21 protein-coding genes are annotated in these 23,214 nt (G+C 73.5%); 10 read left to right on the forward strand and 11 right to left on the reverse strand.

Annotated features, from left to right (window positions below):
• Window positions 1-6: 6 nt before the first annotated feature.
• Entirely contained in the window at window positions 7-291 is a 285-nt protein-coding gene (locus ACSNN8_RS18390) for a DUF427 domain-containing protein (protein WP_436650428.1), read from the reverse strand.
• 125 nt (window positions 292-416) lie between these two features.
• Here ACSNN8_RS18390 and ACSNN8_RS18395 point away from each other — a divergent pair, with 125 nt between their 5' ends.
• Genes ACSNN8_RS18395 through ACSNN8_RS18405 form a run of 3 tightly spaced genes read left to right on the forward strand, consistent with a single transcriptional unit; the run spans window position 417 to window position 3,408 of the window.
• A complete protein-coding gene (locus tag ACSNN8_RS18395; protein ID WP_436650429.1) occupies window positions 417-989 on the forward strand; it encodes a hypothetical protein in 573 nt (190 codons plus the stop codon).
• Entirely contained in the window at window positions 986-2,008 is a 1,023-nt protein-coding gene (locus ACSNN8_RS18400) for a hypothetical protein (protein WP_436650430.1), read from the forward strand. Before ACSNN8_RS18395 ends, ACSNN8_RS18400 begins: the two co-directional genes overlap by 4 nt.
• On the forward strand, window positions 2,005-3,408 hold the full coding sequence (locus tag ACSNN8_RS18405) for a hypothetical protein (protein WP_436650431.1): 1,404 nt from the start codon (window positions 2,005-2,007) through the stop codon (window positions 3,406-3,408). The genes ACSNN8_RS18400 and ACSNN8_RS18405 overlap by 4 nt, the downstream gene beginning before the upstream one ends.
• Here ACSNN8_RS18405 and ACSNN8_RS18410 read toward each other — a convergent pair.
• From ACSNN8_RS18410 to ACSNN8_RS18435, 6 genes are all read right to left on the reverse strand, one after another.
• Entirely contained in the window at window positions 3,405-4,172 is a 768-nt protein-coding gene (locus ACSNN8_RS18410) for a hypothetical protein (protein ID WP_436650432.1), read from the reverse strand. The genes ACSNN8_RS18405 and ACSNN8_RS18410 overlap by 4 nt on opposite strands.
• Window position 4,173: 1 nt before the next feature.
• A complete protein-coding gene (locus ACSNN8_RS18415) occupies window positions 4,174-5,943 on the reverse strand; it encodes a SpoIIE family protein phosphatase (protein ID WP_436650433.1) in 1,770 nt (589 codons plus the stop codon).
• A gap of 360 nt (window positions 5,944-6,303) precedes the next feature.
• The gene (locus tag ACSNN8_RS18420) at window positions 6,304-6,990 is read right to left on the reverse strand and encodes an activator of HSP90 ATPase (RefSeq protein ID WP_436650434.1); all 687 of its coding nucleotides are present in this window, start codon (window positions 6,988-6,990) and stop codon (window positions 6,304-6,306) included.
• Window positions 6,991-7,017: 27 nt separating this feature from the next.
• Complete coding sequence (locus ACSNN8_RS18425) at window positions 7,018-7,881, reverse strand: bifunctional DNA primase/polymerase (protein ID WP_436650435.1); 864 nt, start codon at window positions 7,879-7,881, stop codon at window positions 7,018-7,020.
• A 21-nt stretch (window positions 7,882-7,902) separates the two neighbouring features.
• Entirely contained in the window at window positions 7,903-8,940 is a 1,038-nt protein-coding gene (locus ACSNN8_RS18430) for a beta family protein (protein WP_436650436.1), read from the reverse strand.
• 16 nt (window positions 8,941-8,956) lie between these two features.
• Window positions 8,957-10,279: an AAA family ATPase gene (locus ACSNN8_RS18435; RefSeq protein ID WP_436650437.1), complete on the reverse strand. Its 1,323-nt coding sequence runs from the start codon at window positions 10,277-10,279 to the stop codon at window positions 8,957-8,959.
• 192 nt (window positions 10,280-10,471) lie between these two features.
• Here ACSNN8_RS18435 and ACSNN8_RS18440 point away from each other — a divergent pair, with 192 nt between their 5' ends.
• The 5 genes from ACSNN8_RS18440 to ACSNN8_RS18460 all read left to right on the forward strand — a co-directional run bounded on the left by ACSNN8_RS18440 (window position 10,472) and on the right by ACSNN8_RS18460 (window position 14,111).
• Window positions 10,472-10,762: a hypothetical protein gene (locus ACSNN8_RS18440; protein ID WP_436650438.1), complete on the forward strand. Its 291-nt coding sequence runs from the start codon at window positions 10,472-10,474 to the stop codon at window positions 10,760-10,762.
• A 64-nt stretch (window positions 10,763-10,826) separates the two neighbouring features.
• The gene (locus tag ACSNN8_RS18445; RefSeq protein ID WP_436650439.1) at window positions 10,827-11,144 is read left to right on the forward strand and encodes a hypothetical protein; all 318 of its coding nucleotides are present in this window, start codon (window positions 10,827-10,829) and stop codon (window positions 11,142-11,144) included.
• A 763-nt stretch (window positions 11,145-11,907) separates the two neighbouring features.
• Window positions 11,908-12,576 (forward strand): hypothetical protein, encoded by a 669-nt coding sequence (locus ACSNN8_RS18450; protein WP_436650440.1) that lies wholly within the window; start codon window positions 11,908-11,910, stop codon window positions 12,574-12,576.
• Between the two features lie 232 nt (window positions 12,577-12,808).
• A complete protein-coding gene (locus ACSNN8_RS18455; protein ID WP_436650441.1) occupies window positions 12,809-13,129 on the forward strand; it encodes a DUF2795 domain-containing protein in 321 nt (106 codons plus the stop codon).
• A gap of 235 nt (window positions 13,130-13,364) precedes the next feature.
• A complete protein-coding gene (locus ACSNN8_RS18460; protein ID WP_436650442.1) occupies window positions 13,365-14,111 on the forward strand; it encodes an SDR family NAD(P)-dependent oxidoreductase in 747 nt (248 codons plus the stop codon).
• Between the two features lie 157 nt (window positions 14,112-14,268).
• Here the strand turns inward: ACSNN8_RS18460 and ACSNN8_RS18465 are convergent, their stop codons facing one another.
• Complete coding sequence (locus ACSNN8_RS18465) at window positions 14,269-15,336, reverse strand: hypothetical protein (RefSeq protein ID WP_436650443.1); 1,068 nt, start codon at window positions 15,334-15,336, stop codon at window positions 14,269-14,271.
• 129 nt (window positions 15,337-15,465) lie between these two features.
• Between ACSNN8_RS18465 and ACSNN8_RS18470 the strand changes: the two genes are divergently transcribed.
• A complete protein-coding gene (locus ACSNN8_RS18470; protein WP_436650444.1) occupies window positions 15,466-19,662 on the forward strand; it encodes an AAA domain-containing protein in 4,197 nt (1,398 codons plus the stop codon).
• Here ACSNN8_RS18470 and ACSNN8_RS18475 read toward each other — a convergent pair.
• On the reverse strand, window positions 19,659-20,408 hold the full coding sequence (locus tag ACSNN8_RS18475) for an alpha/beta fold hydrolase (protein WP_436650445.1): 750 nt from the start codon (window positions 20,406-20,408) through the stop codon (window positions 19,659-19,661). The two genes, ACSNN8_RS18470 and ACSNN8_RS18475, sit on opposite strands and share 4 nt — an antisense overlap.
• Entirely contained in the window at window positions 20,405-20,593 is a 189-nt protein-coding gene (locus ACSNN8_RS18480) for a hypothetical protein (RefSeq protein ID WP_436650446.1), read from the reverse strand. Before ACSNN8_RS18480 ends, ACSNN8_RS18475 begins: the two co-directional genes overlap by 4 nt.
• A 123-nt stretch (window positions 20,594-20,716) precedes the next feature.
• On the opposite strand from ACSNN8_RS18480, the gene ACSNN8_RS18485 reads away from it, so the two are divergent.
• Window positions 20,717-21,523 carry an FkbM family methyltransferase gene (locus tag ACSNN8_RS18485; RefSeq protein ID WP_436650447.1) on the forward strand — a complete coding sequence of 269 codons (807 nt, stop codon included), beginning with the start codon at window positions 20,717-20,719 and terminating at the stop codon, window positions 21,521-21,523.
• On the opposite strand, the gene ACSNN8_RS18490 is transcribed toward ACSNN8_RS18485, so the two are convergent.
• Complete coding sequence (locus ACSNN8_RS18490) at window positions 21,484-23,079, reverse strand: restriction endonuclease (protein ID WP_436650448.1); 1,596 nt, start codon at window positions 23,077-23,079, stop codon at window positions 21,484-21,486. The two genes, ACSNN8_RS18485 and ACSNN8_RS18490, sit on opposite strands and share 40 nt — an antisense overlap.
• Window positions 23,080-23,214: the final 135 nt, after the last annotated feature.

Consider the following 23,214-nt stretch of genomic DNA (forward strand, 5'->3'; position numbering starts at 1 on the left):
CCGGGCTCAGTCCTCGACGCGGACGTCCTTCCAGAAGGCGACGCGGTCGCGGACCACCTTGGCGTCCGGCTTCGGCTCGGGGTAGAACCAGACGGCGTCGGGCGTCGTGCGGCCGTCGGCGGTGAGCGTGTAGTACGACGCCCTGCCCTTCCACGGGCAGATGGTGTGGGTGTCGGAGGGGGCCAGCACGTCCTCGCGCAGCGATGCGCGCGGGAAGTAGAGCCTTCCCTCGACAACCACGGTGTCGTCGCTCTCGGCGATCACTTCGTCGTTCCAGATGGCCTTCGGCATTGCTCGAACGTAGCGCGAGATGAGCCCGACGTCTGATATGCGAGGGTTAATCGCTATCGGGAGTGAAAGGTGATGACTCGTCCCCACATTGCCGCGCCGGTGCTAAAGAATCTAGAGTCGATCCGGTGAACGGTCCGATCACGCTGCCTGCCACCGCCGAGCAGGCCCGGCACGCGCTGCTCCTGCTCGGCGCGCCGGCCGCTCCCCGGCTCGTGGTCGACGTGCACAGCGCGCTGTTCGACGGCGACCTCTCGATGCCCGCGCTGGCGGCGCTGCGGCGCGATCCCGCTTCGGGGCTGGCCGCCGCGCTGCGCCCCGACCTCACCGCGGCCCCCGGACTGGTCACGCTCGCGGAGTGGCCGCTCGAGCTGCGGATCGTCACACCGGCCGCCCGGCGGGCCGGTGCGCTGACGGCGGTGGTGCGCGTGGCGGAGTTCGTGGCCGCGCGGCCCGGCGCCGGGCGGGCTGCCCACCTGCTGCTGCGGTCGCTCGCGGAGGACGTGCCGCAGGGATGGGAGGCCGCCGACCTCGCGGACGCGGCGCGTGCGGCACTCGCGTCGCCGGAGCTGGTCGCGGCCCTCGCGGAGGAGGAGCCCGTACGGGTTGAGGCGGCCGCGCGAGCGGCGTCGCTGCCGGCGGCCCAGCAGCTCACCGGCGCTCCGGCGGTGCCCTCCCAGCGCGGCGGGGAGCTCGGGTGAACCGGATCGACCGGCTGCGCGGCTCCGCGCCGGGCAAAAGGCACAACGCCCGTACGGTCGCCGCGCTCACCGGCAACCCCGGCTGCACCCGGCGAGCCGTGCTCGACGCGGCCGGGGTCGACAAGGTGGGACTGGCCGAGCGGATCGGGTTCCCGGGCAGCTTCGGGCAGTCGCGGTTCGCGCTGGCCCGCGGCAACGCGTTCGAGGCGATGCTCAAGGCCGACGACTGCGCGCTGCTGCGGTCGACGCTCGGCGCGTACGTGGGCGGCTACGAGGACCTCGGCGCCGACGAGGACGACACGCTCACCTCGCGGCACGCGCGCACCCGGGCGCTGCTGCGCTCCGGCGCCGAGGGGCTGCTCGACCACCCGCTGCTCACGCTCGAGGTGGCGGGGCAGACGGTGTACCTCGAGCCCGACCTCATCGCGTACCGCAACGGCTCCCAGCTGCAGGTCGTCGAGATCAAGTCGTTCGCGATCATCGACGGGCAGGCGGACGGGACCGCGGTGTCGGCCGCCGCCGTGCAGGCCGCGGTCTACGTGCTGGCGCTGCGGCGGCTGCTCGGCGACGACCAGGTCAGCCACGAGGTCGTGCTGGTGTGCCCGGAGAACTTCTCGATGCAGCCGGTGGCCGTCGTGCTCGACGTGCGCAAGCAGCTGTCGACGCTGCGCCGCCAGCTCTCGCGGCTCGCCTCGGTGTCGGCCCTCGTCGACGGGCTGCCCGAGGATCTCTCGTTCGACCTCGCCCTGTCGCCGTCCTCGCTGATGACGGCGCTGTCCGCCGTCGAGGCCCGGTACGCGCCGGAGTGCCTGTCCGCCTGCGAGCTGTCGGTCTACTGCCGCCACGAGGCCGCGGGGACGACCGCCGTGCTGGGACGGCCGGTCCGCGATGCGCTCGGCGGCATCGACACCGTCGACGAGGTGCTCGCGCTGGCCTCCGGTGCGCCGGCGTCGGAGGAGAAGGCCGAGGCCGCGGCGCTGTTGCGGGCCGCTCGGCGCCTGCGGGACGAGGTTCTTTGAGTACGCTCGTCGCGCTCGCGCGGGCGCAGGCGTTCGCCGCCGGCCGGGCGCAGCCGATCACGACCGTACGGCATCTGCACCTGCACGAGCGCCCGCTGGTGCTCATCCCGCTCGCCATGGCAGGGGAGGCGAACGCGCCGCTCGCCGCGATGCTGGGCACCTCGCGCGACGACCCGCGGCTGCTCGTGGTGGGCCAGCCGCGCAACCGCGACGAGCGCTTCACGTTCACCGCCGACCTCGCCGGCGAGATCGTGCCGTACCTCGACTCGTTCGCCGCCGGCGCGACCGAGGCCGTGCCGGTCGACCGCGGCCGCGACGTACGCCACCGGTTCGTCGACGCGCCGCAGGTGTGGGTGCCCAACCCCGGCGGCGTCGACTTCCTGCGGCTGCTGGGCCGGTCCACCCGCTTCCGCCGCACCGACGGCGACAACCCCGTGCCGCCGTCCGTGCCGCTGCTCGGGCAGTGGCTCACGTTCCTCACCTCGGCGGCGGAGGTGCCCGGCTCGCAGCTGCTGGTCAACACCGTGCAGGCGCTCGGCACGCACTGGGCCACCGGGCAGAGCGCGGCCGAGGACAACCACCTCGGGTCGCTGTTCGCCTGGATCACCTCGGGCGCCGCCGCCGCGCGCGAAGCCGAGCGGGGCCCGGTCGCGGGCCCGGCGACGGACCCCGACTTCGACAACAAGGTGCTCGCGCCGCTGATCGCCGCCTCCTCGCCCGATCTGACCGGCGCCGTCCGCGAGCTGCTGCTGCCCACCTGGGAGCGGATGTGGGCCTCGCTCGACCTGCTGCGCGCGCTGCCGCCCGGCGCCCGCGTCGGCTCCCGGTGGGACAGCGACCGGGACGCTTACTCGGCCTTCGTCGCCCACCTGATCGAGGACGGCACGCCGCAGCCGCGCCGCGACGGGGCCGTGGCCGCCGCCGCCCGGCTGCAGCGGCTCGAGAACGCGGCCGCCCGCTACGCCGTCCAGCGGGCCTTCGACGACCCGCTGGTGATGGCCGAGCACCGGCTGACCGGCGCGGCGTTCGGCGGGGTGGTCACGCTGGCGAAGGCCGACCGCATCGACGACAGCGGCAAGCGGCCCGTGCTGCGCCCCCGCATCATGGTGGCCACGACCGAGACCGTACGGGTGGAGCCCGGCGCGTCGCTCACCTCGCCCGCGCGCCCCGCCCAGAAGGCGAAGGTCATCTCCGTCACGCCCACCGCGACCGGCTTCGACGTGGTGCTGGAGCTCTCCGGCGGCATGGGCCGCAAGCTCGTGGCCGAGCCCGGCAGCGTCCCCGCAGTGGGGGAGCAACTGCTGCTGACCACCCTCAGCGAGGCCTACCGCCCGGGCGCCGCCTTCCCCGACCCGGCCGACACGCCCTGGACCCACGGCGGCCCACCCGGCGTGTCCTAACAGGAGTGCCCGCTCCGCCAGAGCTCGGGGATCACGTCGTTGCCCCACAGCACGGCCCGGCCGCGGCCGGCGGCGATCGTCGCGACGGTGCGCACGAAGGAGAGGCTCAACGCCGGCCAGTCGCGGTCGCGGTCCTGCCCGGCCATGCCGGCGAACGTGGGCGCGTAGCGCGGCAGCGGCAGCCGGTCGAGGCGTACGGCGAGGTCGGCTGTCTCGGCGACGGTCAGCCAGCCGTAGATGCCCTCGCTGCTGCCCCACCGGTAGCCCACCACAGTTCCGCGGGTGCCCAGCGCGCGAAGGTGAGCGCGGACGGGGCCGTCGCCGGGCACGCCGAGGCGATCGAGCACGGGAAGGTAGTAGTCGGGCGTGGCCGTGCGGCCGACGAACTGCGCCTCGCCCAGGCAGCGGGTCGCCACGAGCGCCTCGTGCAGCGCGTGCAGCTCCTCCCGCTGGTCGTTGGCGGTGTGGAAGACGCAGCGTCCGCGCTCCGGGCAGGTGCGGGAGGGGCAGCGCAGCAGCCGCCTTTCCGGACGGGCGCCCGCGCTGCGCAGGTCGTCGCCGAGCCAGGTGCAGTGGCGCGCGAGGTCGGCGGGATGGTCCCGCAGCCAGTCGGCCATCTGCGGCCACTCCACGTCGTAGCCCCACTCGCCGTCGGCGATCCACGGCGCCAGTTCTCCCGTACGGATCAGATCGACCAGCGCGGGCACGACCTCGTGGCGGTAGCGGTCGTGGTCGAACAGGAACAGCTCCGCGTCCGACCCCACGTCACCGCCCTCGCAGGCCGACGACCAGCAGCGCGATGTCGTCGGCGCGGCGGCGGACGGACTCGACCAGCCGGGCGCAGAGCTCCTGCGGCGGCAGCGACGGGTTGCCGTGCAGCACCGACCGGATCCGGGCGATGCCGTCGTCGATCAGGTGAGCGGGGTGCTCGACCAGGCCGTCGGTGTAGAGCAGCAGCGTGCTGCCGGGAGCCACGCGACGGTGGTGGGTGGTGCGCTGATCGCGGGGGATCAGGCCGAGCAGGGGCTCCGGCTGCTCCCACCACACCTCGACCTCGCCGTCGGGGCGCAGCAGCACCGGCGGGGGATGGCCGGCGTTGGCGAACGAGACCAGGTAGTCGTCGTGGTCGCGGCGCAGGCGGGCGAGCACGGCGGTGGCCGCGGCGGGCACGTGCAGGCCGTGCAGCGCGCGGTCGAGCTGGGCGAGCAGCGGGCCCGGCTCGTCGTCCCGGCCGTACGCGTCGCCGCGGACCAGGTTGCGGACCTGGCCCATCGTCGCGGCCGCCTCGATGTCGTGGCCCGAGACGTCGCCGACCGCCAGCATCAGGCTGCCGTCCGGCTGGGCGAAGGCGTCGTACCAGTCGCCGCCGACCGCGGCGCCGTCCTGGGCCGGCAGGTAGCGGCCGTGCAGGTCCACACCGTCCACCACCGGCAGTTCGGGCAGCATGCTCTGCTGCAGCACCTCGGCGACGTGGCGCTGCCGGCCGTAGACGCGGGTGTTGTCGACCGCCATGCCGGCGCGGCGGCCCACCTCGGCGGCCGTGTTCTCCTCGGCCTCGGTGAAGGGCGCCCGGCCCGGGCCGTTGACCAGCACCACGGCGCCGAGCACCCGGTACGTGCCCGGGGACGTGATCGGCACGACGAGGAACGACCCGAAGCCCATGCGGTCGGCCAGCTCGGCGAGGTGCCCGGCGGTGAGGCGGTCGCGCAGCGTGCCCGGGTCCGCGTCGTCGCGCCGGAAGGGGCGGCCCGTACGCTGCACGGCCCGCAGCAGCGCCTTGACGTCGAACCGTGCCACGCGGGCCAGCTCGGCGAGGCGGCCCGCGGTCGTGGCGTGCGCCGGGTCGTGGTGCGCCGCGGAGACGTGCCGCAGGTCGCCCGACGGGTCGGTCAGCGTGATGAAGCACCAGTCGGCGAGGCGGCCGGCCACCACGCCGCCGAGCCGGTGCAGGGCCGCGTCGATGTCCATGGTGGCCGCGAGGGTGTCGGTCAGCTCGCCGAGCAGGGCGAGCTGACCGTGCGCCGACTCGGCCGCGCGGCGCTCCTCGTCGGCGATCTCCCGCGCGATGCGCAGGCGCAGCTCGGAGCTGCACACCTCGCCCAGCTCGGTGAGCAGGGCGAGCTCGCTGGCGGTCCAGACGCGCGGTTCCCGGTCGGTGACGGCGAGCGTGCCGAGCACCAGCCCGTCGGAGTCGGTGAGCGGCACCCCGGCGTACGCGATCACGCCCACCTCGCCGATCGCCGGGTTGTCCCGCATGCGGGGGTCCGCGCGCACGTCCGGCACCACGATCATCTCGCCCGACTCGGCCACGTGCCGGCTGAACGAGTAGTCCAGCGGCATCTCCCGCGCCGTGGCGAACGGCTCGGGCAGACCCACCTGGCCCGGCAGGTGCTGCCCTTCGCCGGTGAGCACGGTGACCAGCGCGACCGGCGCGTCGACCAGCCGCTCCACGATCGTCGCGATCCGGTCGAACGCCGCGTCGGCCCGCGCCCCGAGCCCCAGCCGCGCGACCGCCCGCAGGCGCGCGGGATCCACGAGCACGCTCCCCGGCGCTTCGGTTGCCAAGTCACCCCGCAGCACAGTCGCTCCCCGGCAGGTTGGAGCTGCCAGGCTACCGGCGGTCCGCTCGTCCATCGACCCCCGCAGGCCTGGTCCCTCATCCCCCGACAATCCACAATTCCCCCGCGCGCGTGACCCGACCGCCCACCCGGAGACACCGCCCGCCGTCCGCCGCTGCCCGGCCCGCCCGGCCGCCCGCCGCTGCCCGGCCCGGCCCGGCCCGGCCGCCCGCCGCCGCCCGGCCCGGCCCGGCCGCCCGCCGCCGCCCGGCCCGGCCCGGCCGCCCGCCGCCGCCCGGCCCGGCCCGGCCGCCCGCGGCTCCGACCGGCCGGAGCGTCAGGAGCCGGGGGCTCGGTCGGCGGCCGTGGTGATCGTGGCGTCGGCGGCCATGGGCGCCCACCGCTTCGCCCATGTCTCGCGCGCCGCCTCGAACCCGGGGTCGTCGACGCCGTACATCGAGACGGTCACCTCGAAGCGGGCCGCCGCGGGATCGTCGAGCGGGATCCGGCCGGCGACCACGATGAGGTGACCGTCCTCGACCGTCCAAGCCACCCGCGGCCCGAACCGCTGCCACTCGCCCGACGCCAGCGTCAGCGCCTGCCGCCCGGTGGTCTCACCGGTCAGATACAGCGTGCGCCGCCGCCCCTCCGGCCGTTCCTCGAGCAGGAACCGCAACTGGATCAGAAACGACCGCCACCCCTCCTCGATCGCGTCGTAGACCTCCGGCCCGCCCGGACCGGTGCCCTCGCGGGCCACCCGCACCCGCGCCGTGTCGTCCCCGCCGCCGACCTCCAGATAGGAGCCGTCGGCCCAGCCCATCCTCTCCGGCGCCCACAGGGTCGCCTCGTCCACGAAGATCTGCTTGATCTCGGCGGCGAGCCCGTCGTAGTCCCACCCGAACCACTGGTGGAGGACGGCCGGCTGCGTCACGGCCTCCCAGACCTCGTCCCGCCCCGCCGCCACGGAGATCTCCACGTCGTAGGGCTTCAGCTCTCGTGCGCGTGTCTCGGTCCTCTCGGTCATGCCCCCATCTTTGGGGCAGAAGTGTTTTCACGCCACGTGGCGACGTGAACCGGAATCAAGTGCAACCGGATCGAAAGGCGTGCGCCGGCCCGCCGTGAGCCCCGACCGCAGGGTGCCGCGGATCTCGGCCCGGCCCAGCCCGGCGAAGCGGGCCGCGTCCTCCAGCTCGCGCATGGTCTCGGTCAGGTCGAGCAGCCCGGCGCCGACGAACCGGCCCAGCGCGTACGCCGCCCGGTTGAGCGTGTCGTTGCGGGCGCCCACGGGCGCGCGCGCCACCCGATCGGCCTCGGCGGTCAGCGCCGCCCGCGCGTACCTCGTCGGATGGGCGATCGCCCGCCGGCTGTGCGACGGAGCGGGCCCCTCGATCAGGGCGCGCAGGGCCTCGGGGCCCTCGGGCAGCGGCTCGCCCGGCGGGTGCACCCACCGATAGTCGCCGCCCGAGTGGTGGCGCGACGGCGGGGCGACCACGTAACCCCCGGCGCCCCGCCAATCGAGGCCGGGCAGCAGCCGTACGCGGTTGCCGTAGCCCATCGGCGCGAACCAGAAGTGCCACCCGCCGCTGCCCGTGCGCACGCGGGGGCCCGCCGGGGGATCGCCCCCGAGCAGGTGGCACAGCCCGTGCCACCCCTCGGCGGAGTCGACATCGGCCACGTCCATCACGATGCCGGTGCGCAGGCCGACGTTGGCGCCGGGCCAGCGCTCCCACCACAGGTCTATCTGTCGCGGGTCGGTGCTCGCCTCGGTGAGACCGTGGCGCAGATGGGGATGCTTGCCGGGTCGCGCGCATGACACTCCCTTGTCGCAGGTGCAGCCGCCGCGCGGATCAGGCGCATGCACCGGCAGGACGGGGATCCCGTGCCGGGCGTAGGCCAACGCGGCTGTCAGCGACATTAGAACAAGCGTACGACAGTTTCAGCCGGCCCTCAGGCTTTGCAGCACATGCGCGATGTGGTGTGAGGTGCTCCACGACATCCAGCTCGCGGCGCTGCCGGCGCCGTGCGCGATCCGGGCACGCCGGGCGATCTCGGCGTCGCCCCACGAGAAGCGCGCGCCGGCCGCCGGCCAGTGCGGCGAGGTCACCAACGTGCGGCACAGGTCGTGGCAGCGGTCGTCGCTGCGCCCGCCGCGCCGCGACCAGCGGTAGATCCACCAGTTGTGCTCGGCCGTGTAACGCAGCGTGGGCAGCTGGCGGTGCCGTTGCACGCCGCGGCGCCGTACGGGAGAGGTCACGCCGTAGTCCGCGTACCCGATCCCCGGCTCGCCGATCCTGGCCCAGACCCGCGCGTCGTGCCGGTCGATGGTCACCGGCCGGTCGGTGGGCAGGTCGTCGAGGTTGGGCGGCATCGCGCCGGAGGCCACGCTGACCGTGCGCCACGGCCGGCTGCGAGCCCAGCGCAGGATCCGCCGCAGCTGCTCCTCGAACCGGTCCGCGTGTGCCACGCAGGCCGTCTCGGCCAGATCGATCAGCAGGTCGACCTCCTCGACCTCGAGGCCCGCGCCCCGCAGCATCCGGTCGACCAGCACGTCGGCCTGCGCGGGGTTGGCCGCGTCGGTGTGCGGCTGCAGGCGCAGCACGGCCCGGCGCAGGTGCATGCGGGCGGCGAGCCCGTGCGCGGCCAGCCGGCGGCGGCTCTCGTGCGCCCGCAGCACCGGCAACATCGCCACGCCCGACGCCGCGAGCGCCTCGGCGAGGTCGAGCGAGGGCGCCACGAGCGGGTCGACGGGGTCGGGGACGTCGCCGAAGTCGACCGCGAGCGCGCCGGTGCGCGGTGGCAGCTCACGGATCAGCGGAAGGAGCCCAGTACCCTCGTCGAGCTCGAGGATCGGCATGACGCGCGTGGCCTCGGTCGGTGTCAGGTGGGCGAGCGCTGCCATCTCGCCGCGGCGGGGGCGCAGGATCGGGCGGTAGACGCCGTCCTGCATGGAGCCCGCCGTCGTGAAGACCGCCATCAACACAAAGTAGCGGTCAGTGTCGGCTAAGCGACACTCCCTTGTGCAAATGGGCGAGAACTGCCTGATTCGCCTCCCAGCCGTCGGGGAACTTGACCGGCACGTTGAGGTGCACCGGCTCGGTCGAGGGGTGCGCGTCGAGCAGCTCGGCGATGCCCTCGCGGGCCACCACGACGCAGGCGTGACGGTGCCGCGAGGTGAGCACGCAGAGGCGGCCGGACTCGAGGTGGAAGGCCGTCGCGTCCTGCCGGCCCGACAGCGGGTGCAGCACGATCGTCAGGTCGTACTCCCGCCCCTGCAACCGGTTGGCAGTGTCGACTGTGACCCCTTTCGCCTCGGGCGGCAGCTGAGAGCGGATGGCCGCCGCCTGGTCGCGGTGGGCCGCGCCGATGGCGATGCGGTCGGCGGTCAGCGCGCCGCCGCCGGACTCGGACGAGGTCACGGCCTCGCGGGCCAGGGCGCGGACGGCCAGCTCGGCGCAGGCCGACGCGGCCTCGGCGTCGGTGCGGATCGTGAAGCGGGCGGGCAGCTCGTGCAGCCCCCACCCCGTCTCGGCGGCGACGTCGAGCACGTCGTCGAGCGGCCCCTGCGAAACTCGCCCGAAGCGCAGCGCGCGGTCGCCCGGCCCGGTGCCCGACCGGAATCCGGTGAAGGGATAAAAGGCCTCGGCGACGACCGGGGCGGCCGTGTGCGGCAGCCGCCACGACACCGGCAGCCGGTGCACCGGCAGGTCGGGGTTGTGGCGCAGCAGGACGGCGACGGCGCTCTGCATCGGGTCCCACGACAGGCCGGTCCAGCGGTCGACCTCGACGGTGGAGAACGGGTCGAGCTGGCCGGGATCGCCGACGAACAACGCCCGCAGGAACCGCGGAGCCACCCTGAGCAGCGCGTCGGAGCGCATCTGATAGGCCTCGTCGACGATCGCCCACGGCCACGACCCCTCGGTCACCGTGGCCCACTTGGCCGCCGTGCCGATGGTGACCGCCGGCGTGCCCAGGTCGGCGACCTTGGCGCCCACGCGGCAGTTCGGATGCTCGCGCACCCGCTCGCTGGGCTCGTAGTCGACCGCGGAGAGCCGGCCGACGCCGACCTCGGGCGAGCGGGCCCCGAGCCGGGCGATGAGGTCGTCGACCTGCTCGTTGGTCTGCGCGACGATCATCAACGGCTCGCCGGAGGAGGCCAGCTCGCCCGCGGCCCGCACGACGAGCGTCGACTTGCCAGCCCCCGGCGGCGAATCGACGACCACGCCACGATGGTCGCCCTCGCGCAGATCGCGCAGGACGGCCTCGACGACGAGGCCCGCCTCGGCGGCCGGACTGAGCAGCTGTTCCGCATTCACCGGGGCACCGTAGCGCGAGCCGCCGACAGTTTCCGGCGCCCTGTGGACGGCGCGCCCGTCATCCACAGGCGCCGCCGGTGTTGGCTTCCGGGACTACGGTGAGCCCGATGTCGATGCGGGGAGGAGGCATCCATGGTCGACGGTCGCGGTGTAGATCCCCCTCGCAGACAGCGGCACTTCGGATGGACCTCCGTGACCCATCCCGATGCGGAAGCGTGGCTGACCCAGGAGGCCGACGACCTGTTGAGCCAGGGGCCGTTCGGCCTTTACGAGTTCGTGTGGGGGCTGCGGGGCACCGACTTCGGGCTGACCGACGCGCAGGCCCGGGAGCTCGCGGCCCGAGTTGCGCGGCGGATCGTCGACGCCGGGCGGGCGCGGATCTTCGCCGTCACGTGGCCGGCGCTCGAGGTGGTCGAAGGGCCGCTGGACACCGGCGTGCTCGACGAGCACGAGACGTGGTCGCCGGGGAGAGCGGCGCGCTGATGGCTCTGGTGCCGTCCGCGTAGCTGATTCGCGCGACGGCGGGAAGCTGAATGGCGGTGGTCTCATGCGGGTGCCGTGGTCGGTGCCGGCGGCGTTGCGGGACGACTGGGTCTCGGACTTTGAGATTCAGTCGGATTATCGGGACGAGTTCTCGCTGTCCGCCGAGGACGCCTATCGGCGGATGATTGCGGATCTTGCGGTGGATCTGCGTGACGGGGTTCTGGTGGCGGGCGATCTTGTGGGTGGTTTTCGGCCCTGGGCGGGTGGCGCGCAAGAGGTGAGCGACCGCTTCGTCAGTGAGGCGGGGCAGCGGTCCGTGGTGGCGTCTCCGGGGCAACTGTGCTGGTTCGATCTCGGTCCCCACGCACCTGGGGACGACTGAATCGCTTTAGCAATGCGTCGCGCGATTATGGCCGGTGATGTATCGATCGCCCACTCCGATGGCAACTTCGGGCCTGTCGGTGGGGGTGAATGAACCGGCTCAACGCCGATCGCTTGGATGGTTGTCGATGATTGTGCGTCGAGGCGCAAGCCGGGTGCGACAGTGCTATTGCTCACAGTGGTGGAGTGATTACGCCACGTTGCAGGTGGGCAGAGAAGACATCGACGCTCTCTCTGCGTCACCGGGCCGGGAATGTCCGGTGAGGCCGCCGTGTCCATCGGGCGAAACGGGTCTATGGCGCGTATCCGGAGCGGCGCACGCGGCCGTGACGGGTATCCGACAGCGGAACGGTCTTGGCCGCGCTCGCGCCGCCGACCGGTCGAGTTGCCGCGGTGCACGGAATCACGTATGGCGCAAGAAGTTAAGTGGCCGTCGTGCCGCAGGTGAGAGCACTGTGGATCGTCACTGTGAGTGGATGTTTGCGTCGTGGTCATCACCTTGAAATATCGAAGTGATTTACTGGCTGCGCGGGATGAAAAGCGAAGCCGGCATGCAACTTGCACGTGCGGTTCGCCGTGCAAGTTGCATGTTTCGCATCCTCTACCTGCTGCTCCATCGTCGTGGCAAGGTTTGATCGTTTCGCTGGATTTCATTCACGGGCGTTTTTGCCGATCTTGGAAAGTCGACTCTTCCAGTCGATCACCGGAGATGAAACTCTTCTAGCCAGCAGTAACGCCAGCGACACGGACGGTGGTGGTAAAGAATGCGCCCAGACGTTCTGATTGGTCCGAGCGAGTGGGTGGTCGAGCAGTTCGGCGACAAGGTGGCCGGCGAGCTGTGGACCCGGGTGCCGGAAGCGCTGAGCACCGCGATCGAGCGCGAGATCCACACTCACCACGCGATGACTCAGGCCATGGAACGCGTGCTCGCGAATCCGCGATGGGCTCTTCCCTACGAGGAGCTCGTGCTCTTCCTGGGCACGCTCCCCGGTGCCGAGATCATCACTGTTCCCAAATCGATCTACCAGCTCGTCGTCATCAACGGACACGTCGTCGTGCCGTGGTGCTACGGGCAGTCCGCCAACGACTCGATGCGGGACGCGCCGGTCGGGCGTTCGTTCGGCCGCCTCGCCCGCGAGCTGCTGCGCCGCTTCGGCCCGCCGTGGCGCCGCTCGCAGGCCGAGCCCCCGTTGCCGCTCGACGCCGTCGACGAGCGGGAGGTCGCCAAGATCTGCGCAGCGATCGCGCGGATCGACCCGAAGCCCGAGGTCGTGATCGCCGGGTTCGCCGGCGCGCCCAACCTGGGCCTGGTCCGGGCGTGCCTCGGCGAGATCAAGTCGACCGACAACGGCTCGCTCAACTGGAGTCACCTCGACGACCTGCCGCTGCCCCCGCCCGTGATCCCGCGACCCCGTCGCATGCAGTTCCCCTGACGCGACGCGAACCCGCAGACGCGCGCCACCGGTCTCCCGGAGGTGCGCGTCTTCGCGTGGGGCGCCGGTGAAGGGCCGCGACAAGGGTGCCGACGGGTGGACGGTCGTGATGCGGGTGCCGGCGAGCGGGTGCCGGCGAGCGGGTCCCCGGACGAGGGCCGCCCGGTTTATCCGAAAGGCGCCAGGGAACTCGGCGACCATGGAAAGAGGAAGCAACAAGCACAGTCCCCGCGTGGACGAGGAGATGGCCAACGAGGTGCGCGGCATGGTCCAGGGCGTGACCGGCGGACGGGTGGACGAGCACCGCCTCGCCGAGCCGTCGGCGGAGGACCAGCCCGAGGTCAGCGGCGTGCTCGCCGAGGAGGTCAACGACCTGAGCCGGTTCGGGCGCTACATCGGCCTGTCCGCGCTGCCCGGCGACCGCGAGACGTTGCGGCAGAGCGCCGAAACCCTGAACGCGCCCGACGACGTGCTCGCCGACCTCGACAGCCTGCCCGCCGACACCGAGTACCGGAACGTCGCGGAGATCTGGTCGGCCCTCGGCCGGCGATAGTCGTTTCCGGGTGTACGGATTCGGAGCGCGCGGCGCTCCGGTGGTCGCGGCTGCGCCAGGGTCGCCGGAGCGTACGGCCGGAGCCCATGCCGATAGCCGGCCTGGGGGAGGGCAGCGCGGACCGCCGGGAAGGCCGCGTGGATCCGCGGGCGACGGCGTGGGCCTGCGGGAAGACCGGATCCGCCGACGACGGCGCGGGTCTGCGGGAAGACGGCGTACGCGGTAAGACCTACGGGTGACTTCTGTGGTGGTTACCGGTGGGGGACGTGGCGTCGGGCGCGCGATCGTGGAACGGCTCGTGGCCGACGGGGTGCGGGTCGTCGTGGTGGAGTTCGATCCGCGGGCGCTCGAGTGGGCCGAGGGGCAGGTCGTCCCGGTGATCGGGGACGCCTCGGACGAGCGGGTCGTGGCTCAGGCCGTCGAGGCGGCGGGGGAGCTGCGCGGCTGGGTCAACAACGCGGCGATCTTTCCCGACGGGTGGCTGCACGAGATCACGGCGGACGAGGCGGAGACTCTCGTCGCCCGCAACGTCGGGCCGGTGCTCGCGGGATGCCGGGCGGCGATCCGTGCCTTCCTCGCGGCGGGCGCCGGAGGATCGATCGTGAACATCTCCTCCCACCAGGCGCAACGGCCGGTCCGCGGTGCCTTCGCCTACGCGACGGCGAAGGCGGCCATCGAGGGGCTGACGCGGGCGCTGGCGGTGGATTACGGGCGCCACGGCGTACGGGTGAACGCCCTCGCCCTCGGCTCGATCGCCACCGACCGCTCGGACGCCCACCTGGCCGGGCTCGACCCGGCGGCGCGCGATGGCTTCGAACGGGAGATCCGCCTGCTGCAGCCGCTGGGCCGGATGGGGCGCACCGACGAGGTGGCCGAGGCGGCGGCGTTCCTGCTGTCGGAGCGGTCGTCGTTCGTCAACGGCGCAGTGATCCCGGTGGACGGTGGTCGTTCCGCAGTCGGCCGCGACCCCGAGGAGCTGTGATCCGCGGCCCGAGGAGCGGGAGCCGCGGCCAGAGGAGCGGGAGCCGCGGCCAGAGGAGCGGGAGCCGCGGCCAGAGGAGCGGGAGCCGCGGCCCGAGGAGCTGTAATCCGCGGCCAGAGGAGCGGGAGCCGCGGCCGCGCGGAGCGAGCTGCGAGCGTCACTTCCCGCCGGGGTGGGGGGCCAGGTACGCGGTGGAGAACGGCTCGTGGCGGGCGCGCATGTCGGCGTACGCGGTGAGCACGAGCGGGCTGATCACGACGCCCGTGGCGATGGAGAACGCGGCGGACACGAAGGCCAGGAACACGCTCACGGCGGTGCCCGCGTCGCCGCGGGGGTCCAGGATCGTACTGAACACGGTCTCGGCCAGCGCGAACGCGGCGTACAGGCCCACGGTGGTCGCGGCGCGGGCGAGCGCCGGTCCGAAGTCGGCGTGGAACAGCTGGAACGCGCGACCGATGCCCCGGCCGCGTTCGAGCAGGATGATCGCCGGCAGCGTGATGAACACGAACGTGAGGTAGATGCCGGGCAGGATGCAGAACAGCAGTCCGACCAGGATCATCAGGCCCGCCAGCAGCTGCCACCCCACCAGCGGGAAGAACCGGCGCAGGCCCGTGCGCAGCGCCCGGCCGGCCGAGACCGGCTGACCGGTGGCGCGCTGCACCAGCACGTCGAGCGTGGCGAGGTTGGCGACCAGGCTCAGCAGCACCGCGGCGAACGTGAACACGATCAGCACCAGCAGCGGCGCCACGAAGTCGTCGAACGAGATCTCGTCGGCGTCGATCTCGTTCGCGTCGGGAACGACGAAGGCGGCGACCAGGCCGACGATCACCAGCGGGACCGCCCAGACCAGCTGCACCAGCGTCATGGGCCGCCAGACGGCCGCGAGCAGGGTGAAGCTGCGCCGCCACCATCCGCCGAAGTCCGCGCTGACCAGCGGGTCGTCGGGTCCGGCGTAGTAGCCGGGCGGCAGCGCCTGACCGGGCATGCCGTAGCCGCCCGGCGGGAAACCCTGACCGGGCATGCCGTAGCCGCCCGGCGGGAGGCCCTGGCCGGGTACGCCGTAGCCGGCGGGCGGGAAGCCCTGGCCGGCGGGCGGGAAGCCCTGGCCGGGGTCGCGGTAACCGTGCCACGGGTCCTGAGCCGGCGGCGGTTGCTGTCCGTGAGGCGTGCCCGAGGAGCCGGGATTGTCCGGTGAGTCCGGTGTCTCCGATGGCCTGTCGCTCACGTCTTCCCCGCTCCGGTTGTTGATCAGCGGCGACACCATAGCGGCCCGGGCCTGCGATCCGCGTCCCCCGCCCGGCGCGCGGGTGTGACGCCGACCGGCGGGAGGACCTGGCGTCCTAGACTTCCGAGGATGGCCGAGCAGCTGGAGTCCCCCACGACGATCCGGGACCGGGCCGTTGCGGTCGCCGACTATCTTCTCGCCGTACGCGCTCAGATGGAACGGCCCGCACGGACCGTTCCCGCCGACACGCTCCGCCTCGACCTGCTGCCCGGCCATCCCGCCTGCAGCCTGGGCCCCACCGGCGCGGATCTCGACGGGGCAGCGGGAGCCTCGTGGCTGCGGGTCGGGCTGCCCGCTCTGCCGCCGCCGGTGCGGGTGCCCGCGGAGCTGAGGCGCCGGCTGCGGGGCGACGTCACCGCCGGGGCCGAGCCCGCGCCGGACGACCCGGGCGAGGACGAGGAGTTCGCCGCCTGGCGCGAGCAGGTGTGGCGGCCGTGGGCGGCGGCCACGGCGGAGGCCGAGAAGACCCGGGCGCTGCACCGGCGGCTGTTCGACCTCATGCACCAGCTCGACATGACCGCCGCCACGACCGAGCTGGTCTGGGGGCACGGGCTGCTCGAGACGACGGTCAACGGCGAGCGCGTCCGCTATCCGCTGGTGACCACGCCGGTGCTGATCGAGTACGAGCCGGACCGCTCGCTGGTCACGGTGTCGCCGGCCGGGCCGTCGCGGCTGCAGACGGACGCGCTCACCGGCCTCGACGACCGCTACCTGAGCCAGCTGGTCGCGCTCGCCGGACCGGCCGGCACGCTCGAGGTCGACCTGTGGAACGACCTCGACCGGCGGGAGCTGTTCGAGCGCGCGCTCGGCCGGCTGGGCCTCGACCGCCTGATCACCGACGAGGACGACGTCCGGCCGCACGTCAAGGACGTCGGCGTGCTGTTCGCCCGGCCCAGGCAGCGGCTGCTGCGCGGTTTCCTCGAGAGCCTGCGCGACCGCCTGCTCGCCGGCGACACCACCGCGGTCGGCGCGCTCGCCGCGATCGTCGCGCACGAGCCCAGCAAGCTGCGGATGCCCGGCGACGAGCCGGAGCGCTGGCAGCGCGTCGGCGAGCGGCTGCTCATGCCGCTGCCCACCAACGAGGCGCAGGAGTCGATCGCCCGCCGCCTGGCCCTGCACCGCAACGTCGCCGTGCAGGGGCCGCCCGGCACCGGCAAGACCCACACCATCCGCAACCTGATCTGCCACCTCATGGCGAACGGCAAGCGCGTGCTGGTCGTGGCCCAGAAGGAGGATCCGCTGCGGGTGCTGCGCGACGGGTTGCCGGAGGAGATCCGCTCGCTGTGCCTGGCCGTGCTCGGCCGCACCACCGACCAGCTCGTCCAGCTGCAACTCGCCGCCCGCGAGCTGTCCGACCGCGCCGCCACCCTGGACCGCGACGCGGAGGCCCGCCGCGTCGAGCGCCTCACCGCGCTGCTGGAGGAGGCCGAGCGCGAGCTGGCCGCGGCGCTGGGTGGCCTGCGTGCGATCGCCGAGAACGAGGCGGTCACGTACGAGATCGACGGCGCGCCGCTGACGCCGGTCGAGGTGGGCGCCTGGCTGCGCGAGCGGGCGCCCACCCGCAGCGGCATCCCCGACCCGGTGTCCGGGCCGCCGCCGCTGGACGCCGCCGGGTTCGGCGCTCTGCTCGAGCTGGCCGCCCGGCTCTCGCCCGCGGATCGGGCGGCGGCCCTGCGGGAGCTGCCGGCCACCGACGACCTGCCCGCGGCGGTGGACGAGAAGAGAGCCCGGGCGGAGCGCGACGCCCTCGCCGACCGCGTCGACGCCCTCGCCGCGCAGGGGCTGGACCTTTCCGCCGTACGGGCCTCCAACGTGGCAGCCGTGCGCGACGACCTGCACGACGCGCTGGCGTGGCTGCGCCGCCGCGAGGGCACGTGGACCGACCGGCTCGGCCGCCTGCTCACCGACGCGCACTGGCGGGCTGTCTGGGCCGACCACGTGGCCGCGACCGAGACCCTGCTCGCCGAGCTGGCCACGCTCACCAGGACGCTTGCCGGTCACCGGGTGAGCGTTCCCGAGGCGTACGCCGGGGAACCGAAGCGGCTGCTCGCCCAGCTGGGTGAGATCCGGCAGCGCTTCGCGGGCGGGCGCGGTCTGAGCCGGCTGCTGCAGGCGGGGCTGTACCGCCTGGCCGACGAGGTGCGCGTGGACGGCGAGCCGCTGCGCGCCGCGGAGGACGTCGACGTGGCGGCGGCGTGGGTGCGCCGCGCTCAGGCCCGGCAGCGGCTGGGCGCGCACTGGTCGGAGTGGCGTCAGCGGCTCACGATCGGCGAGCCGGCCGGCGGGTGGGGCGACCCGGAGGTCTGGGCGGGCGCACTGCTGGCCGAGGCGGCGCAGTCGCTCGACTGGGACGTACGCCACTGGCCCGCGCTGGCCGCGCGCCTGGCTCACCTCGTACCGCAGCAGGAACTGGACCTCGACCCGGCGACGCTGGAGCCGGTGGCGGGGCTGCTCGACGCGGCGCCCGCGGTGTACGACCTGGACGCGCGGGCCGCCCACGAGCAGCGGATCGAGGAGCGGCTCCGGCCGTGGCCGCGCCTCGCGAAGGCGTGGGCGAGCCTGGAGGGCTGGGACGAGGAGCTGGCCGAGGTGCGGCGGCTGGCCGAGCTGCGCCCCTCGGCGGAGCGGTTCCGCGAGTCCCTGAGCAGGCTCGCCGAGGTTGCCCCGGAGTGGGCGGCCCAGATCGAGGCGGGTCGCGTTCCGCCCGTCTCCGGCCGGGCGTGCCTGGCGGCGTGGCAGTGGCGGCAGGCGCAGACGTGGTTCGACGACGTGATCGGCAGCGTCGACCCCGCGGTGCTGGGGCAGCGCGTCGAGAACGCGCGCGAGAGGATCCGGCGGCGCACGGCCGAGCTGGTGGTGGCGTCCGCGTGGCTCGAGGTGTCGCGCGGCCTGGACGACCGGCGGCGGGCCGCGCTGGCCGACTGGACCACCGCGCTCCGCAAGATCGGCAAGGGCACGGGTCGTACGGCCGCGGCGTGGCAGGCCCACGCCCAGCGCGCGATGGAGTCGGCCGTCGAGGCGGTGCCGGTCTGGGTCATGTCGGTCGACCGGGCGATCGAGCAGTTCGCCGGCGGCGCCCGGTTCGACGTGGTGATCGTCGACGAGGCGTCGCAGGCCGACCTGTTCGCGCTGCCCGTGCTGTCGCTGGCCGAGCGGGCCGTGGTGGTCGGCGACGACCAGCAGATCGGGCCCCAGCTGGGCTTCGTCGGCCCGGTGACCGGGCTGATCCACAGCCACCTCGGCGACGTGCCCTCGGCCGAGCACTTCGACCCCGAGTCCTCGCTCTACGACCACGCGGTGCGCCGCTCGCCCGAGCGGATCCTGCTCACCGAGCACTTCCGCTGCGTGCCGCAGATCATCGAGTTCTCGTCCCGGCACTACTACGACGGCAAGATCATGCCGCTGCGCGCGGACCGGCCGTCGTTCACGCCGATCCGCCCGGTCTTCCTGCCCGACGGCGTGCGGCAGCCGCTGGCCGGCTTCGGCGACGTCAACGTGGCCGAGGCGCGGGCGCTGGTCGAGCAGGTGGCCGCCATCGTGCGCGACCCGCGGTACGACGGGCGGACGCTCGGCGTGATCTCGTTGCTGAGCACCAGCGGCCAGGCGACGTACCTGCTGCACCTGCTGCGCGAGGAGATCGGCGAGGACGAGATCCAGGCGCGCCGGCTGCGGGTCGGCGACGCGTACACGTTCCAGGGCGACGAGCGCGACGTCGTGCTGGTGTCGATGGTGGTCTCGGACAACGACCCCAAGGTGGCGGCGTTCACCAAGCGGGAGTACCACCGCCGGATCAACGTGGCCGCCTCGCGGGCGCGCGACCAGCTGTGGCTCTTCCACTCCGTGCGGCCCGGCTCGCTGCTCGCCGACGACGCGCGGGGGCTGCTCCTCTCGTACGCCCTGAACCTGACCCCGGCCGAGGAGGCCGCGGACCTGGCCGCGCGCTGCGAGAGCGGCTTCGAGCGGGACGTGCTCGAGCGCCTGCTCAGTCGCGGGTTCCGGCCGGTGCCGCAGTTCCGGATCGGCGCCTACCGCATCGACTTCGTGCTCGGCGCGCCCGACGGCCGCCGGCTCGCGATCGAGTGCGACGGCGACGCCTATCACGGCCCGGAGCAGTGGGAGAGCGACATGCGCCGCCAGGCCGTGCTCGAACGCGTGGGCAACTGCGTCTTCGTCCGCATCCGCGGCAGCATCTTCGCCCGCGAGCCGGAGGCCGCGATGGCGCCGGTGTGGCAGCGCGCCGCGGAGCTGGGGATCGCGCCGGCCTAGACCTCTCGCAGGTGCCGGGCGATCGCCGCGGCGGAGCGGCGGCCCGAGGTGGTGAGCACGTTGTGGGCCGCGTGCGGAACGGTCACCGCCGTGCCGCCGGTCAGGGCCGCCACCTCGGCGCGCCACAGCGGCGGCGCGACCGGGTCCAGCGAGCCGCCGAGCACGAGGGTCGGCACGCCCACCTTGGCCAGGTCGTCCTCGACGGCGTTGCGCACCGAGTGGCCGACCGTGGCGAACACGCGCCACGGCTTCGCGTCGACGATGTCGCGCGCGAGGATCGGCGCCTGCCACGGCGCCTCGATCTGGGTGTCGGCCAGCCACCGCCCGATCAGCTCGCGCCGGGTGCGGGCGCGCGGGTCGGTGGTCGGGCTCGCGAGCACCAGCGCGGTCACCGTGCCGGGCAGCAGCACGGCCAGGCGCGCGGCCACCTCCGCGCCGAACGAATGCCCGAGCACCGCCACCCGGTCGAGGCCGCGCGCCGCCAGCCAGGCCGCCAGGGCCTCGGCGTGCTCGCGTACGTCGTACGCCCGCCGGGGTTTGCTGCTGTGCCCGAAGCCGGGCATGTCGGGCACCACGACGGGGTGCCGGTCGGCGAGCACCCGGGCCGTCGGCATCAGATAGCGGTGCGATACCGCGAGCCCGTGCAGCATCACCACCGGCAGACCCGGCGCGTCCTCGCGAGCGCGGTCGTGGATGCGGAGCCCGGCCGCCTCGGTGTGCCGGCTCCGGAACTCCTCCGGGCTCACGAGTTGTCGTCCGCGACCTTCCCGGACGGGCCGTACGGCGACGCCTGTCCCTCGGGCACCGGCGCGCCGCCACCCTTCTCGTGGCTGCCGTGCGGCGCCTCGGTCGGGTTCGCGTCCTGGGTCCGCTGCTTGGTGGTGGGCGATTCCTCGCTCCGACGCATCTCGGGTTGCTGGATGTTGGTCATCGCTCACTCCTTAAGATCTTTCTCTCGCCGTGCTGGCCGACTACCCTCTGCCGGGCCGGGTATGCCCTTTTCGCTGCGGAAAAGGGTCCGCATCGAACGGCCGCCGAGGGGAACGCGAGGCTCATGACCGACATCGTCCGGCCGCGCTCGGCGGTGATCGCCGACCTGCTGGCGGACCCCGCCATGGCGCCGCTCCACCGCTCCCTGCGCTACTACTACGGCGACGCCGACCGGGACGCGGCGCTCGACCGCCTATACGGGCAGTTCGTCCGCCCCCGCGACCTGGTGTTCGACATCGGCGCACACGTCGGCGACCGGATCGCGAGCTTCCGGCGGCTCGGCGCCCGGGTGATCGCGATCGAGCCGCAACCGCTCTGCGTGCGAGCGCTGCGGCAGATTTTCGCCGGCGACAACCAGGTCCGGGTGATCCAGGCGGCCTGCGGCGCCGAGGCGGGGATCCTGCCGCTGCACGTCAACTCGGCCAACCCCACCGTCTCGACGCTGTCGGAGAACTTCGTGTCCGCGGCCGACGGCGCCGGCGGCTGGGAGAGCCAGACCTGGGACGAGGTGCTCACCGTCCGGGTGCTGACGATCGAGTCGCTCGTGCGCCGGTTCGGCACGCCCGCGTTCATCAAGATCGACATTGAGGGGTACGAGGACCAGGCGCTCGCCGGCTTGCGCAGCGCCGTGCCCGCCCTGTCGTTCGAGATGACGACGATCGCGCGGGACGTGGCACGGCGCTGCCTCGACCGGCTCGCCGAGCTCGGCTACGAGGGGTACGACTTCTCGCAGAACGAGACCATGGCGTTCGACGCGGACGCCTGGATCTCCAAGGACCGCATGCTCGAGCACCTGCTCGGGCTGCCGCACGAAGCGAACGCGGGCGACGTCTACGCGGTCCGGTCGATGCGGGCCTTCACCCGGCAGTAGTTCGACAGCAGCGTCACCAGCGCCGGGCCGTCGATCAGCTCGAGGGGGCGGCCGGCCACCGCCTCGTACGCCTCCGGCTCGATGCCGCCGAGCGAGATCAGGATGCCCTTGGTCGCCCCGGCCGCCGCGACCGCGCCCGCGAGCGCGTGCACCGACGCCGAGCCGGACGATGTCCCCCGTACGGCGAAGATCACCACCGGCCCGCCGAAGATCGGCCGCGGGTCGGTGGCCAGCCAGCGGGTGCCCCGGTCGCTGCGCACCGGCCCGCCCATCTGCAGGCCCATCACGCCGAAGAGGTCGGCGAGCTGCTGCTCCCACGCGGCGTCGGGCATCGTGACCAGGTTGGGCCGCTCGTCGATCTCGGCGAGCACGTTGAACTCCTCGGTGAAGTCGCGGTCTGCGTCGCGGTCGAAGTCGATCTTCTCGGGCACGGCGGTGAGCTCGTCGGGCGCGACCGAGAGCGCGCCCTCGAGGTGCTTCACGCAGGCGGCGGGGTCCACCCGGCGCAGCTTGATCGCGGCGAACGTCTCGCGCGAGGTCTGGACCGACACCAGGCACGGCCGCACGAACGCGCCGGTGCGCCGGTCGATCGAGTCGACGATGCCGTTGAACGAGACCTGCCGCACGAGCCCGCCCCGGTCGGCCTCGATGACCTCGTGGATGGTGCGCAGCGTCACCCGGGCGATCACGTCCACGTACCGGCGGCGGATCTCGCCCTCGTCGCGCGGCACCGCGGTCAGGTCGTCGCGAAAGCGGTCGTAGCGGTACTCCTTGACCGGCGGCACCACCTCGATCGGCGGCAGGTGGTACTCGATCAGCAGGTGCCGCTGCTTGGGCAGGTACGCGAGCCGGAAGTGCTGCGGGAAGTTGTCGGGGTAGACGGAGTTGCCGAGCACCATTGCGAAGTACTCCACGACCGAGGCCGGGTCGGCGTCCGCGACCGCCCGTGCGAACCGGTCCACCTCGGCGTTGTAGGCGGCGATCTTCGCCTCGTGCCGGCGGGTGCTCTCCTCGTACGCCCGGCGGCGGGCCACCAGCTGGCGTCTGCGCCGCTGCTCGGCCTCCACCCACCGGGCCTGCGCGTCCTCGAAGGCCCGCCGCGCGGAGGCCGTCTGCTGCTGGCGCAGCCGGTCACCGCCCAGGATCTTGCCGACGCCGCGCGGCTGCGGCGGGATGAAGCTCTCCCACCGTGGCTCGGGCAGCGGCCGGCCCAGCGGTCCTGGGTCGAACGGCGGCACGGCCATCGGCTTCTTGAACACCTCGAGGTCGATGTGGTCGTCGACGTCCAGGGTGGAGAGCAGCAGCGCGTCGAGCTCGCTGAGCCGGGCCCTGATGTCGGCGTTGGCGGCCGCCGCGTCGGCCGTGCGCGCCTCGACGTACAGTCGGTGGTGTTCGCGCTTGCGGTCGGCGTCGCCCGCAGCCTGCTGCGCGGCGGCGATCGCGAGATCGGCGTTGCGCCGGATCAGATCGCGCTGTTGCGCGGCCGCGGTGTTAGCCCGCTGGTCGGCGGCCACCTGGGTGGCGCGCTCCCGCTGCATGTCCCGGATGATGCCCATGCCTCGTCCTCGCTTAGCGTCGGTCCAGCCAGGATCATTCGCGGGGGGCCTGCGAATAATCCTCAATCTCCACCATATCCGTCCTTAACGGATCTCGTTACGCGGCGCAGCCTTGGGGTGCCGTTGCGTGCATGG

Origin of the sequence: Actinoplanes sp. URMC 104 (assembly GCF_051386375.1) — a bacterium.
Lineage (GTDB): Bacteria > Actinomycetota > Actinomycetes > Mycobacteriales > Micromonosporaceae > Actinoplanes.